The organism is Phycisphaerales bacterium (assembly GCA_029268515.1).
GTDB lineage: Bacteria > Planctomycetota > Phycisphaerae > Phycisphaerales > SM1A02 > JAQWNP01.
In genome coordinates this window covers 501,036-514,969 of the sequence record JAQWNP010000006.1, presented here as the reverse complement: position 1 = coordinate 514,969, position 13,934 = coordinate 501,036, and the positions used below count along the sequence as shown (strand labels likewise).

The following is a 13,934-nucleotide window of genomic DNA, read 5'->3' as shown; positions in this document are numbered from 1 at the left end:
CTAAAGCCACCTAAGGTCAAATGAACACATACCTCATCATGTTAACCTTGGAAAAATCCATAGGCGATGTAGTATAAATGGGCTCTAAAAACACAATCAAAGAGCATTTGGGAGAGATTTTTGAAGATGTCAAAGGTTCCAGTTTTAGTGAATATCAACAGTCAAATACTTGGGCTTGTTGGTGTCTTAGCACTCTTAGTGAGCTTGTTCAATCAACAGGCACATGCTCTTCATTCGCCACGTGGTATGGGTTTACAAAAACAAGCGGTGGCGGGCACACAAATGTTGGCTGTCATCGATGTGCCCACACTCCCTGATTTTGAAATGATAAGTGAGCTGGGCGCCAGGCCATGGGGTTGCCGACCAGGCTTGGGTAGAGGTGTCTGGCTGGTGACCAATGCGCAGCTTCGTCAAGCAGAGGCTCTAGGTTTACGATGCCAGATCACAGTAAGAGATGTTCATAAGCTTATTTTGGCCGAGGAAAAGAGCCGCCAAGATTCACGAAGGGTAGGGGATTGGTTTAGTGACTATCGAACATACGATGAGGTAGTGACAAAGATTGACGCACTTGTTGCGGCACACGATGGTATCTCTGAAAAGATCGTTCTTGGATCCACACATGAAAATCGCGATATTGTTGGGCTGGTGATCAACACTGATTCAAGCACAGAAAAACCAGCAATCTTGCTTAACGGCTGCCAGCACGCAAGAGAGTGGATCAGTGTGATGGTGCCAATGTACATAGCAGAGCAACTTTTGGTTGGCTATGGAACAGACCCTCAGATTACATTATTGCTCGATTCAACCGAAGTTGTGATTGTGCCCATCGTTAATCCCGATGGTTATGTTTACTCACACACAACAGAACGATTGTGGCGGAAGAATAGGCGCAATAATGGGAACGGAACATTTGGTGTCGATCTCAATCGCAACTGGGACATTGATTGGGGCGGCCCCGAAAGTACAAGCACAAACTCGAATAGTGATGTCTATATTGGCGAGGGGCCATTCTCAGAACCAGAGACATCATCAATGCGAGATCTTGTCTTGTCACGAGACAACATTGTTGCCCACATCGACTTTCATAATTACTCTCAACTGATTCTGCAGCCATGGGGTCATACAAATGACTTACCAGCCGATTACGAAGTGATCAATGATCTTGGCGCCCGAATGAATCAAGCGATTTATGACGTTCATGGCGAGAGTTACCCACATGGATCAGGGTCCACGTTCATTTATTTGGCGAGTGGAACTTGTGAGGATTGGCATTACTCACAGGGAATATTTGGCTACACCATCGAACTACGCCCCTCGTCATCGCAACCAGGTTTTTTACTTGGAGCGGATCAGATCATCCCAACTGGTGAAGAGAACTTTCAAGCGGTCCTAGAAATGATGGAATTTGCGAATGAGCCAGCACAAATTCTCTTTCCTGAGGGGCAACAGTTACTCATTAATGAGGGCGAGGATATCGATCTGCTCTTTGGTGTCCGATCTGGTGCAGGATCAGGTGTTGATCCCAGCACAATCAAGGTGATGGCGAGAGAGGTTGGCAGCCAATTCACGCCACGGCCAACAACATCAATTGGCGATGAAAAATACACATGTACTATTGACGCATCGTTGTGCCGGCTACCAATTGAATATTACATCACAGCACAGACTGAAAACGGTGTTGAAGTGGTATCACCGCAAGCTGGGCCTACTCAAGCGTACTCAGTCAGAGTTGGTGCCCCATTCTTCATTGAGACACTTGATGAAGATCCTAATTGGCTTGAAGGAGGCCAATGGGATTACGGCGTACCAACCGGTGGCGGAGGCCAATATGGCAACGCCGATCCAACAAGTGGCGCGACTGGAAACAATGTGTTGGGCTACAACCTCAATGGCGACTATGCGAACAACCTTGCCGAGTCCTACCTCACCACTGATCCGATTGACTGTAGTTCATCAATAGGTACCCAGCTTCGCTTTGCCCGCTGGCTCAATGTTGAACAACCCACCTATGACCACGCCTCGATTCAAGTGAGCTCCAATGGCTCTTCATGGGATACGGTGTGGTCTAATGCTGGAGAGATCACGGATAGCCAGTGGGTTGACCAGCAGGTTGATATATCTGCATATGCAGACGGTCAACGTGCACTACAAATACGCTGGGTCATGGGGACAACTGATGGCGGCTGGCGGTACAGCGGCTGGAATATTGATGACATTAGATTGGTGGGCCAAGCCTCACCATTGCCGGGAATTGGATCGGCCGACTTGGATTGTGATGGGGTTGTAGGTCTTCAGGACTTCACCATCTTTCTGATCAATTTTAACAACTGTGCTTCAGTGGATTACTGCCGCGGTGACATCGATGGCAACGGAACAGTTGATACGGATGATTTTTCATACATTCTGATTCAATATGGCAACTGAATAGCTCGTGCTTCGAGTCCATTTGGACTTGATGTGTAGTATGGCGAGCACATGTCAGCCCCAATCAAGCCAAGCCCACCAAATCTTGAGCACCGACCCTTGCAGGAGGTGCTGTCGATTGCGTGGCCCACCGTTGTAACAATGACCAGTTACACGGTGATGCAGTTCGTAGACAAGCTCATGATTGGCCAAGTTGGACCAATTGATCTTGCTGCCGCAAGCAATGGGGGCATATGGGCATTTGTGCCGCTGGCGGCAGCTTTTGGATTTCTCACCGTCATAAACACATTTGTAAGCCAAAATGTTGGCGCCAAGAAACCCGAACGTGGCCCAGCTTATGCCTGGTGTGGATTATGGATCAGTGTGGTGATCTGGCTGCTCTTCCTTATTCCGTATGCGGCGATACTTCCATACATCTTTTCTGTAATGCCTGAAGCAACGCCTGAGTTGGTTCAAAAAGAAACCGGATATGCACAGATCGAATTAGTTGGTGCGATTGTTCTGCTTGGATCGCGATCAATGAACAACTTTTTCTTTGGTTTACAGCGTCCGAGAGTGGTGACGTTTTCGGCTATTGTCGGCAATATCGTTAATGCTGTTATGAACTACATTTTGATCTTTGGGGAAGCAGGTTGTCCAAGTATCGGTATTCCTGGAATACCAGGTATGCCAGCAATGGGTGTGTATGGCGCAGCAATCGGAACCGTCATTGGAACGGTATTTGAGTTCATCATTCCATTCGCTATTTTTCTTGGCCCAAAGCTCAACAACTCACTTCATACACGCAGCGCTTGGCGATTTCACAAGGAAAGTGCCAAAGACCTTTTGACAATTGGCTGGCCACCAGCCGTTCAATTTGTGAGCGAGATTATTTGTTGGGCCATCTTCATGACTGTTTTGGTCGGCAGTTACGGTGAAGCGCAGATGACGGCGTCTTGGATTGTCTTGACCTATATGCATCTTAGTTTTATGCCAGCAGTGGGTCTTTCTGTGGCCACAAATTCATTAGTCGGTAAATACATTGGGGCTGGGAAGCCAGATGTAGCGGTGAAGCGAGCTCGTTTGAGTTTAGTTGTGGCGATGTCTTACATGACGCTATGCACGGTCTTGTTCATCGTCTTTAGAAACCCCCTCGTAGAAATCTTTATTGGGGGCAATGCGACTCTTGAGCAAATAGATGTCATCATCGTTATGGGTGGCAAGCTCATGATCTGCGCAGCCTTCTTTCAGACCGTTGATGCCATCGGTATTGTGTATACCGGCGCACTGAGGGGCGCTGGTGATACCAAGTGGCCAAGCATGATCACAGTGGTCTTCAGTTGGACCCTGATTATTGGACTTGGTTGGTTAATCACCACTTTTTGGCCCCAGCTGCAAGCGTTGGGACCATGGATTGGCGCCGCAATCTATGTCATTGCCTTTGGTATTACGATGGGAATTCGCTTTGAGGGAGGCGCATGGCGGCGGATTAAGCTGTTGCCAGGAGCCGCTGGGCACCCAAAACCCTCAATAATCAGTCCAGGACCCCCAGCGAGCGAGGCAGATGCATCTATTCGGGACATGGCGGACGCCATTGGAGAGGCTGAGGTCAAGTCAAAGCAGTGAGTCTTGTACCAGGGAGAAGTGCTCGATAGACTGCGTAGTCCATCAAAATCGCGACCACCCAGTCGCCGGAGCCCTCAAATGAATGAAGTCCAACCTGGATCCGCCGAGCACGTGCTAGACACAATGATTGGAAATGGTGTTGGTGAGCACGACATCAAGGCTGCAGCAAACCACTATGAGGCTGGCAAGAAGTTTGAGGCCGAAGGCAATCGCATGGCTGCGATTGATGAATATAACAAAGCGGTCGACATGGGCGATCACCCAGAGCATATTTTCCGCTTAGCGTATCTGTTAGATCTGATGGGCGAGGAAGACTATGCCATAGATCTTTATGAGAGTATTTGTTGTGAGGGCCAAGCCCACATCAACGCGCTCGTTAACCTTGCGGTTCTTTATGAAGATCGTGGTGAAATTGCGAAGTCTGAAAAGTGCCTTCGCCAAGTACTAGATACAAACCCAAACCATCTTCGCGCACGTTTGTTTATGAGGGATGTATCTGCTTCTAGAGATATGTACTATGACGAGGAACACGCACGTGACCTCGCTAAACGTAACGCGCTACTTGATACACCAGTAACCGATTTCGAACTTTCTGTCCGCGCTCGAAATTGCCTTAAGAAAATGCAGATTCGAACACTTGGCGATCTTCTTCGTGTTGGCGAGTCAGAGCTGCTTAGCTATAAGAACTTTGGTGAGACATCCTTGGTTGAGATTCGAGCGATGCTTGCCAGTAAAGGCCTCCGCCTTGGCCAAGGCCTTGAAGGTCAATACAGCCGCGTTCGCAAAGAGATCTATGAGGAACTTAAGGGCCAAGCTCCTGAGCATGTTCTTAACAAACCCTTGTCTGGTCTTGACCTCTCGGTTCGTTCAAGAAAAGCGCTTCAGTTATTAGGTATCCAGACCATTGGTGACCTGGCAACACGGACAGAAGCTGAGCTGATGGGCGTCAAGAACTTTGGAGCAACCAGCCTCGAGGAGATCGGTGAGCTTCTCACCGCCTATGGGCTGGGTCTGAGAAATCTTGACTGATTCGGGCTCGTTAGCGACATAATTTGCAGCAAACGTGACAGTTCTCTCTGAGAAAACTCAGGTAGTGTCTAAAATAAACCCTGATGAAGTTTTTCAACAGGTTGCTATATGTATTCCCGGCGACGATCACATGCGCAGTAATGTGCTCAATATTGAGTTGTTCGCCCCAGGAAGAGAGCACCGAGCATCAACAGAGTGAGGTCGTCGCTAAGCAGCCCCAAGAGGTTTCACCTCAAGTTGGCCACACTGTTCCAACCCAACAATTAGATGTAAGAGTCCGATTAAAGAGAATTCGAAATCGAGGCGAGCGTCTGATTTTGGGCAAATCTGGTCAACGGTTACGAATTACAAATGCTCAGGACAATGTGCTTTTGGGCGCATTCTCTGGTCCACTAGAAATATATCTTGCGAGTGATGGTTGGCGATTCCAAGAAACATCCGGCCGTGGCCGTGTTGTCCTGCCGATTCAGTCGCTCATCGTGCGTGATGCAAACAGACAAGGCAGCGTGTCATCTTCAATATCGATTCAATCTGGTAAAGCACAACCGCCTCGGCAATACCCCGGAATATTTCGTTTGGAGCCCCTTAGCAATGAGGGTTCGGGTGCTTGGGATCTTATTAATGAGGTTCCTATAGAACAATATTTACCCGGTGTTCTTTCCGGCGAGCTCTATGCTGACTGGCACCAACAAACGTATGAGGCCCAAGCAATCGCGGCACGAAGCTATGCAATAAATGAAATCTTGTCACGCATTGGACGCAGTCACTTTGATGTTGAATCATCAGTCCGATCTCAGGTATATCAAGGCACCACCACAAACAAAGAGGCGCTGGTATCTGTTCAACAAACACATGGAGAAGTACTTAGTTATCAGGGGCGACTGGTTCCCGGGTATTACGCTAGTTGTTGTGGCGGTCAACCGGCACTTGCCAGTGAAGCGATTGGCCCAAATCCGATTAATGAGATAGCACCACTTAATGGACATGGCCCACCAGCACAGTGCTATCAAGCCAGCGTTTTCCATTGGACACGAAAAACAACACGCCAGCTGGTTGAAGAGCGGCTTAGGATCTTCGGGAAGAGTCACGACAAGGAAGAGTTAGCGCGTCTTGGCCAATTGAAGGCAATTGAGGTTAAGAGTGTCAATCCCTTTGGGCGAGCACGATCGATGGTGATTTCAGATCAGCAAGGTCGAGCGATCGAAATCAGTGCCGCACAATTACGTCGAGCACTCATGCGGGGTGATTCAGAAGGGGGACAGGCATCGCTTCAATTGCTATCGGAGAATATTCGTATTAAGGTCGATGGCGATCTCATAGGCATTGAGGGGTGGGGCTTTGGTCATGGGGTGGGCCTATGCCAGTACGGGGCGCAGGCGATGGCTCGTGCAGGGCAGGAAGCCCATGCTATTGTCGAGTTTTACTATCCAGGGGTCTTAATTATGAAGGCCTATGAGGCATCTGAATCGGCAACAAACGAATCAGATCCCGATGAACCGTTGATGCCAATCAGTAATCCATCAACTTGAATTGTTTAGTCAACATCTTTTTGGCGATTCATACGGGCTCGGCGAAGTGCATCCAATGTACTTTCGGACCCGTCGGTGTTCTCTGGCGGCGTTTCGGGCGGGGGCTCTGATGCTGAGGGCTTGTTGGCGGAACTTTTTTTGCCAAGTAATTTATCAATTGCGGCATGAAGCTCTTCCTCACTCAGTTTATCGACTGCCGGTGCGCTGGAACTGATTGATTCGACCTTCTGTAAGCCAGGTTGGTTCAGAGGAAGAGGATCGAAAGTGGGAGTTAGTGATTCATCTTCCGGACGTACTGCTGTCGCTGGCGATCCTTTACTTCGTTTGACTTGTCGCATTCGCATCGCACCTAAAGCACGAGACGAGGTTGAGGCATTTGTGGCTTGAGTGGTTGCATTAGGCATTAATACAAGTCGACGCACAGCAACATCGAGTAACAGTAGGGCCAGGCAGATCCATGCTAATACAGGCCAAAGCGAGCTCAATGATGCTCGTTCCGGAAGATCAGCCTTTGAAAAGACATTGGCGGCTGTTGGGGCATTCAATTCGAGAATGCGACCTTTTCCGGCAGCAGCAATTTTAGTCAATAGATCATCATTAGATCTTTGAAATCGATACTCAGCTGCTGCTGGAATATTAACACCAGTAATAACTGGAGCCAAAGAGCGCGTGCCATGACGAGCCGCAATAACAAGCACGTAGTCGCCACTTTTATTCAGTTGTATATTTCCCTGATAACGTCCCGGTGCGGTTTGGGTGAGGTTCATCCGTCGCTTTGATCCACCTGGTCCACGTACCGTTGCAGTAGAAGTGAGGTAATCAAGCCAATCACCATTTTCATCCATTGCCTGCAAGTCAACATATAACGTTTCGCCGTCAACACGCGTGACAAGTTCGAGATCCTCAATCGCAGGGGCGCGGGCTAAGTATCGCGTAAGTTGTGCCCAGAACAAAGGTCCCCCTTGCCATGTGGGCCATGCATTTGTCCACTCCTGACCACTATCTGACATGAATACTCCAACACGGCCCATGCCAAATTGACGATGGGCGAGCAAGGGATCGCCATCAGAGTCAACAAGATCTATTTGTACCGCCGGATCATCTGCGGGAGAAGTGATAATGCTGCCAGAAATTGTTGGCGCCGATGACATTGAAGCGGCGAGGGGAGATCCGGTTGGGCGGGGCACAACAGAGAGTTCAGTTTCCTTAATAAGTGGGGTGTTAATGACCTGAACCGAATCAATAAGGACTCGAGGCAATAGTCTTGGATTGCGTACATCATGAAACACACCACCACCAATTTTTGCTAACCCTTGTAAGGCGCGATGATCTGCTTCATCGCCAACAGCAATCGTTGTGAGTGAAATGCCCTGCTCAGCTATATCCTGGGCAATAAGTTGAAGGTTTGCTTCATCGGTTCGGCCATCGGTCAAAAGAACAATGTGCTTCTCAGGCACATCAATAGGTAAAAGCATCTTCTGGGCCAACCTCAAGGCAGGAGCCAATCTGGTGCCACCACCAGTTTGGATTCCGCGGATAGGTCCACCGAGATTAGCCTCGTCATCCTTACGTGTCATTGGAAGTACTTCATACGCCTGTTCATCAAAAGCCACGGCGCCCACCCAGCTTCCCGAGAGAAGCGATTCAATTGCAAGTGCGGCTGATTCATTCGCGACTTGCTGTTGTGACGCAAGCGCCCCACCAACAGGCCGCTTCATTGATCCTGATTTATCCAAAACCAGAACAAGGGCCCCAGTTGAACGGCGAAGTTCGGCAGGCGGGTCTAGTTCAACAGGTAAAAGTGCCTCCAATGGTGTGTTATTCCAGCCGCCCGGGCCAAAACTCAACCGTCCACCAATCATAAGTAGGCCGCCACCAAACTCCTCTACATAGGTTCGAAGGCGTTCTTGTTGTAGCAAACTAATCGCGGAAGCCGGGATGTTGTCCAACACAATCAAATCGTAAGTCTGGAGCAATAACAAATCGGTTGTAAGTCGGTCAGGAGGGATTGTCATGACAGGTAGATCAGCGAAATCAAGTGTGTTCTGTAGAACAACATCTTGAGCCACGATTAACATGCGGCCGCGTGTAGGTGTCGCAACGACTGTCGATGCCGTGTTATTAGCAGTGACAAGATCGGGCCCATCAGGCAAGAAGCTAATTTCGAATCTATTAATAGGAGTGGGGGCAATAGCGGCACTAATGACGTGCACACTCCGACCCGCGGGCACTTCGATCGGCAAGCCAAACTGCTGTGGATCCTCATTAAGATCAACACGCTGTCCACCATTAGAAAGAACGAGTTGGCCCGTCATTGGATCGGCCGACTCAATAACAACGCGAAGCGCAATGGTTTGGCCTGGCCGCGCTATAGCGGGCGCCTCTAGGCTTGCGACATATGTCTCACCCTTAATGGCGTAGCGAAGCGGAACAACATCGATTCGTAGATCGCTGTTCGCAACAATGCTATGAGCCACTGACAAAGCATCACCAGCCGTCTCGTTACCATCACTGAGTAAGACAAGACGCCCAAGCGTATCTGGTGGCAATAGGCCCGAAGCCAATTGAAGGGCATCTGAGATATTGGTTCCTGAGGCACCAGTACCTTCCAATACCAAATCGTTCAGTGGGCCCACAGTGTGCATGTGGACGAGCTTGGGTTTGTCTTGAAAAGCAACCACACCCACGCGATCAAGCGGGGGCCTATCTTCACTCGTGTTGTCTATCCATGTTCTCATTTCAGCCAGTTGGCTGATGTTCTCTGTCGATGGTTGGGCAAACTGACGAACCGATGCACTCACATCCACGACATAAAGTGTGGTGAGCTTATCCGTTGGGAGCACGACTTTCGGATCAGCAAGCGCCACAGCCAAGCAGACAATCAATATCGCACGAAAGCCCAAGATAAGCCTGCGCCTAAAAGAACCCATGCCCTGGACCGCTTTCATGCCAATGAGCATGAATGGAACAATAAGAAACAATAAGAGCAATGCTGTTGGATGATCGAAAACAATTGGCATCTTACGGCTGTGTCCCAAGTTGCTCGAAGTATCGACGTATCAGATCGTGATATCTTCGTGGAACAACAGTCGTGGTGGTCGCCCGTTCTGCAATCTGCTGTGCTTCGGCGGCGGGTACTGCATTTGGTGTTGGATACAACTGGCTGGTTAAATTTGGAGAAATCTCACCATCGGGTGTGAGCCAACGCGTTGTTGTTTTATCTGGATCGGCTCCATTGCGTACATCAAGAAGTTGATTGTTGAGGTCATCACTTGCGGTATCGGTGGGGTCACTCGATTTTGTAAGTTCAGTACGACCATTAGCAGAAGAAGAATCTTGAGAGACAATCTGTCTGAGTGCCCGGTCGAGCTGTTCTGCTTGGTTTTGTTGACGCGCAGCGTCCCGTCGTTTTTGAGCCAACTGTCGCAGCGCATCGGAGGCAGGTGTGGGTTGAGTTTGTCTTTTTTGATCTGGTGTTTGTTCACGACCTAGACCTTGATCGCCGGTAGGTTGTTCACCCGTATTTTGGCCCTCTTCTTTGTTTTGTGCAGGGTTCAGCTCGTTTCCAGAAGGAGGCTGCTGTGTATCACGGCCATCATCTTGTCGTTTTGTGGATTGTTCTTGCGGATTTGTAGGCGATTGTGGCGCATCACCCTGATCACCTTGTCCAGGTGTCTCTTGATCAGTGGGCTCATTCTGTTGTTGTGGATCACCCTGATCACCTTGTTCAGGTGTCTCTTGATCGGTGGGTTCATTCTGTTGCTGTGGATCACCTTGGTCACCTTGTCCAGGTGTCTCTTGATCGGTGGGCTCATTCTGTTGCTGTGGATCACCCTGATCACCTTCTTCAGGTGTCTCTTGATCAGCGGGCTCGTTCTGTTGCTGCGGCGAAGATTGTTTACTTGTCTCACGCTGAGAAGGGCGTTCGTTTACTTCCGGCGCGGGTTCTGTGTTGGTCTCCCGTGGCTCCGGGTTATCGTTTTCTTGATCTGGTGTCGTAGGCTGCGATGGAGGCGGTTGCCGAAAAGATTCTGCAGTGCGCTCCAACGCTTCACTCATATCTCTTTTTTGTTGCTCAAGATCATCTTGTTGTTTTTGATCCTCTGCGAACTGTTCAAGATCTGCAGCAAGCTCTCGAGCCACTTCCGCATCCAAGCCAGCTTCTTCAAGTGCCTCAATGGCTTCATCTTGAGTCAGATCATTGGTGTCGGGAGAGGTGAGCTTCTGGGCTAAGTCAGGGTCTTGTGTGAGTTGCTCAAGTTGTTCTCGCACAATCGACTTTTGTGAGTTCTGTTGGGGTTGGTTCTCCATTGCATCAGCGAGTCGATCGAGGTAGTCAGCAAGAAGTGCACGATCTTCTTGTTGACCGGGATCACTCATAGCGCGATTCGCATCGTCCAGAAGATCTGCGGCTTGCTCAAAGTCACCGCGCGATAATGCGCTTGCCAGTGCCTCTGTTTTTTGTTGATTTGTTCGGGCTGGGGCGGCGTCACTGGCGCGTCGAAATTGTTCTGCTATCGCATCCGCTTGAGCAGCACTCTGTTTTGCTTGTTTGTTGAGCGCACTAGCCATGCGCTGCATGTGTGCAGCAGATTTTTGCTCAAGCCGCGAGGCATCCTCTTGAGAGAGTTCGGGATCTTCAAGTTCAGCAGCAAGCTCATCGAGAATATCACGATCTTCATCTGAGCTAGTTGGGTCAACAGCGTCTGCTGGAGGCAAGACACTGCGGATAAGTGATGCTGTTTCTAGTCCAGCAGAGGAGTCTTTGGCCACATTTGTTGTTGTTTTCTTCACAGCCAATGGCGCAAAGATAATTAATACAACCAGTACCAGTGCTCCAACGAGCGCGGGTAGTGTTTGTTTCCATTGGATTTTGACAGCTTGCTTGGGATCAATCTGTTTAGCAAGAAGCAGCGCTTGCTCCTTGAGCTGGGAAGCGAAACCAGCATCACAAGAGGGTAATTGATCGATGCGGGTTGCGGTGCCCAGATGATCTTTCAGGTTAAGACGCCGGTCGGTTTTGGTGGCAGTTTGCTCAAGAGAGTCTCTTCTTCGCAATTGATAAACCGTGAGCACGAGGGCGGGGATGAGTGAGATAATGAGGTAGATCCACCATGGCGATGCAATTGATAAAAATCGAGTGATGAGCAAGACAACAATGGCAAGAAGCTCACCACCAAGTAATCCCATGACAAACCAAGCCAAAGCACGCGATCTAATTTCGCGAGCGGAGATACGGCGAAGGGCGCTTTGGATTTGTGGCGTGTTGCTATTCATGTTCATCTGGAGGCCAATGCGGATCAACCGGCGACAATACCTGCTCCAGATCATAGACACGGACCCGCTCAGGGCTAGTGGCGGGTCCGTGTAACGGTCTTTGGTTGGGGCTATAAACGAAGAAACAGCCCTAATCAATCACAATCTCGTCAGCCCAAGTCAGTGGGCTAGGCTCACTCGCCCAAACAGCGGGCGTCGATTCAAAGTCTTGATGGGGAGAATCGAGGCTCTCGAATGGGCTGCCTTTATCTATATTGACGGTCAAGCCCATAGCGGCTCTCGCCTCATAATCTTTATTCACATCCTTTTTCGCAAGCGTCCGTAGTGTTGCCTCTTGTACCGCACGAAGCTCGGCTAAGCGGCCCTCGATCTGCTTAAGATTATTCACATTTCCAAGGCGGTCATAGCTTGCAAGGGTGGCCTGCTGTTGTTCAGTCAATTCAATAAGTCGATCATTGCGTTCAATCGTGTTGATTTGACGATCAATCTGCCACAGCTTGGTTTGAAACGTGGCATATTCAGTTTCGAGTTGAGCCATAATGTTGATGAGCTGTTGCTGCTGTTGCTCTAGAAACTTCAACTGCTGTCTATCCTGAGCCCGACGATCATCATAAGTGTTCTTGACACTTTGAATTCGCCGCGCTTCTGTATAGGCTTGAGAAAGGTTAAATCGAGACCCTTCATATCGAATGGCAACAGGTGTGACAGCCCTTGTTTGCTCCGCCTCTGCTCGAGCAACAAGATCGCGCAGATCAGATAGATCAGTGGTTGTAAGTCCCACCACCTGATCTGCGATATCAATATCACGCTGAATTTCAAGAAGCTGATGTTCAACGGTTGCGAGTTCACCTTGAACATCAGCAATACGATCGGGGTATTCACTTGCGAGATTTTGAAGCTGATGCCTTAGCGCGATCGGATCGTCTATGTAATAATCAACGACACTCTGGGCTTTAGCTTTGATCTGGGCAAGTCCTCCCCAAACCCGTTCAGGGCCGACAATCAGAACTGTGGCACCAGTAACAACACCGGTGATGAGTCCCCAACGAAAAATGAAGCGTGTCATTGAAACCATAGGTCTACCTTCCTTTAGAGTGGTCATTGGCGGCCGAAATCACTCGGCCCGTAAGTACAAGTCAAAAACAGCCAGAGAGGCTGTGTTAATATGTCTTTAGGGATTTGTGGTTGAGAATTTCACCATATCGCGACATAGTGACCAAGGGCCTACACTAAGGGGGGGTAACCACAAGCTCTACAGGACCTTTAAAGTGGGCCTGAAATCAAAGCTCGCTGGTTCCCAATAAGGTGGATATGCCCATGAATACACTCACAACGACGTTTGTTCGTCGTCTGCGCCAGCGTGACGAGGCGGCTTGGTTTGAGCTCTGGGAAGTTTTTGGGCCAGTCCTACGTCAACAATTAACAAAGTGGGGTGCTGGCAGTATTGGGTTTGAGACAGTCCGTGATCTGAGCCAAGAGACGCTCGCTCAATTATCAAAGTCAATCGACCGCTTTGACCCGGAGCGCGGCGCCCGTTTCAGTACATGGTTACTCGCGATTGCAAAACACGCACTTGGTGATGAGGTTGATCGTCGGATGGCCCAAAAACGTGGTGGAGGCCGTCGGCCCACGTCGCTTGATGATCGATATATGGTGGCACTGGTAGCGCTCGACCCAGACAAGGCATATGAGCAAAGCATTTTTTGTGCAAAGGTGTACGCAGCTATTCGTGCGACAGAAGCGGACTCAAACTTCGTGCAGTTTCAGGTGTATCGAATGGGCGTACTCGATGGCATGTCAGGTAAAAATATTGCGAAGCAGCTGGAGTTTAGTGAGCCTACCGTGAGTCGGTATGCAAACAAAGTACGTATTGCACTCCGTGCGCGATTAAAAGAAACGATGGAACGATTCAGTTTTACGGATGACGAAGCGACGGAAGCAGACCGTGCGGGCCTCGTCTCTGACGACAAGCTCTTTGATGAAGCGATTGCAGATATTTACCATCAGCAAAGCCAACTTCTTGTTGCTGATGAACAATTTTTAACTGGGAGTTAGACCCTTTATAGGGCC

Annotated in this window: 8 protein-coding genes; 5 read left to right on the top strand and 3 right to left on the bottom strand. The window is 49.4% G+C overall.

Features of this window, described 5'->3' with window-relative positions; translation table 11 throughout:
* The first annotated feature begins 126 nt into the window (after nucleotides 1–126).
* The 4 genes from P8J86_05055 to P8J86_05040 all read left to right on the top strand — a co-directional run bounded on the left by P8J86_05055 (nucleotide 127) and on the right by P8J86_05040 (nucleotide 6,587).
* Nucleotides 127–2,424: a M14 family zinc carboxypeptidase gene (locus P8J86_05055; protein MDG2054058.1), complete on the top strand. Its 2,298-nt coding sequence runs from the start codon at nucleotides 127–129 to the stop codon at nucleotides 2,422–2,424.
* A gap of 51 nt (nucleotides 2,425–2,475) precedes the next feature.
* Entirely contained in the window at nucleotides 2,476–4,029 is a 1,554-nt protein-coding gene (locus P8J86_05050; protein MDG2054057.1) for an MATE family efflux transporter, read from the top strand.
* 78 nt (nucleotides 4,030–4,107) lie between these two features.
* Nucleotides 4,108–5,058, top strand: a complete 951-nt coding sequence (locus P8J86_05045; GenBank protein ID MDG2054056.1) for a DNA-directed RNA polymerase subunit alpha C-terminal domain-containing protein — start codon at nucleotides 4,108–4,110, stop codon at nucleotides 5,056–5,058.
* A 152-nt stretch (nucleotides 5,059–5,210) separates the two neighbouring features.
* Complete coding sequence (locus P8J86_05040; GenBank protein ID MDG2054055.1) at nucleotides 5,211–6,587, top strand: SpoIID/LytB domain-containing protein; 1,377 nt, start codon at nucleotides 5,211–5,213, stop codon at nucleotides 6,585–6,587.
* A gap of 5 nt (nucleotides 6,588–6,592) precedes the next feature.
* Here the strand turns inward: P8J86_05040 and P8J86_05035 are convergent, their stop codons facing one another.
* The 3 genes from P8J86_05035 to P8J86_05025 form a co-directional block, all read right to left on the bottom strand.
* Nucleotides 6,593–9,607 carry a VWA domain-containing protein gene (locus P8J86_05035; protein MDG2054054.1) on the bottom strand — a complete coding sequence of 1,005 codons (3,015 nt, stop codon included), beginning with the start codon at nucleotides 9,605–9,607 and terminating at the stop codon, nucleotides 6,593–6,595.
* 1 nt (nucleotide 9,608) lies between these two features.
* Entirely contained in the window at nucleotides 9,609–11,864 is a 2,256-nt protein-coding gene (locus tag P8J86_05030; GenBank protein MDG2054053.1) for a hypothetical protein, read from the bottom strand.
* A 130-nt stretch (nucleotides 11,865–11,994) separates the two neighbouring features.
* Entirely contained in the window at nucleotides 11,995–12,939 is a 945-nt protein-coding gene (locus P8J86_05025; protein ID MDG2054052.1) for a hypothetical protein, read from the bottom strand.
* Nucleotides 12,940–13,181: 242 nt separating this feature from the next.
* Here P8J86_05025 and P8J86_05020 point away from each other — a divergent pair, with 242 nt between their 5' ends.
* Nucleotides 13,182–13,919, top strand: a complete 738-nt coding sequence (locus P8J86_05020; protein ID MDG2054051.1) for a sigma-70 family RNA polymerase sigma factor — start codon at nucleotides 13,182–13,184, stop codon at nucleotides 13,917–13,919.
* The last annotated feature ends 15 nt before the right edge of the window (nucleotides 13,920–13,934 follow it).

Coding starts and splice junctions, on each gene's coding strand:
- P8J86_05055 (MDG2054058.1), top strand. CDS start 127: ATGTCAAAGGTTCCAGTTTTAGTGAATATCAACAGTCAAATACTTGGG.
- P8J86_05030 (MDG2054053.1), bottom strand. CDS start 11,864: ATGAATAGCAACACGCCACAAATCCAAAGCGCCCTTCGCCGTATCTCC.
- P8J86_05020 (MDG2054051.1), top strand. CDS start 13,182: ATGAATACACTCACAACGACGTTTGTTCGTCGTCTGCGCCAGCGTGAC.
- P8J86_05050 (MDG2054057.1), top strand. CDS start 2,476: ATGTCAGCCCCAATCAAGCCAAGCCCACCAAATCTTGAGCACCGACCC.
- P8J86_05045 (MDG2054056.1), top strand. CDS start 4,108: ATGAATGAAGTCCAACCTGGATCCGCCGAGCACGTGCTAGACACAATG.
- P8J86_05025 (MDG2054052.1), bottom strand. CDS start 12,939: ATGGTTTCAATGACACGCTTCATTTTTCGTTGGGGACTCATCACCGGT.
- P8J86_05035 (MDG2054054.1), bottom strand. CDS start 9,607: ATGCCAATTGTTTTCGATCATCCAACAGCATTGCTCTTATTGTTTCTT.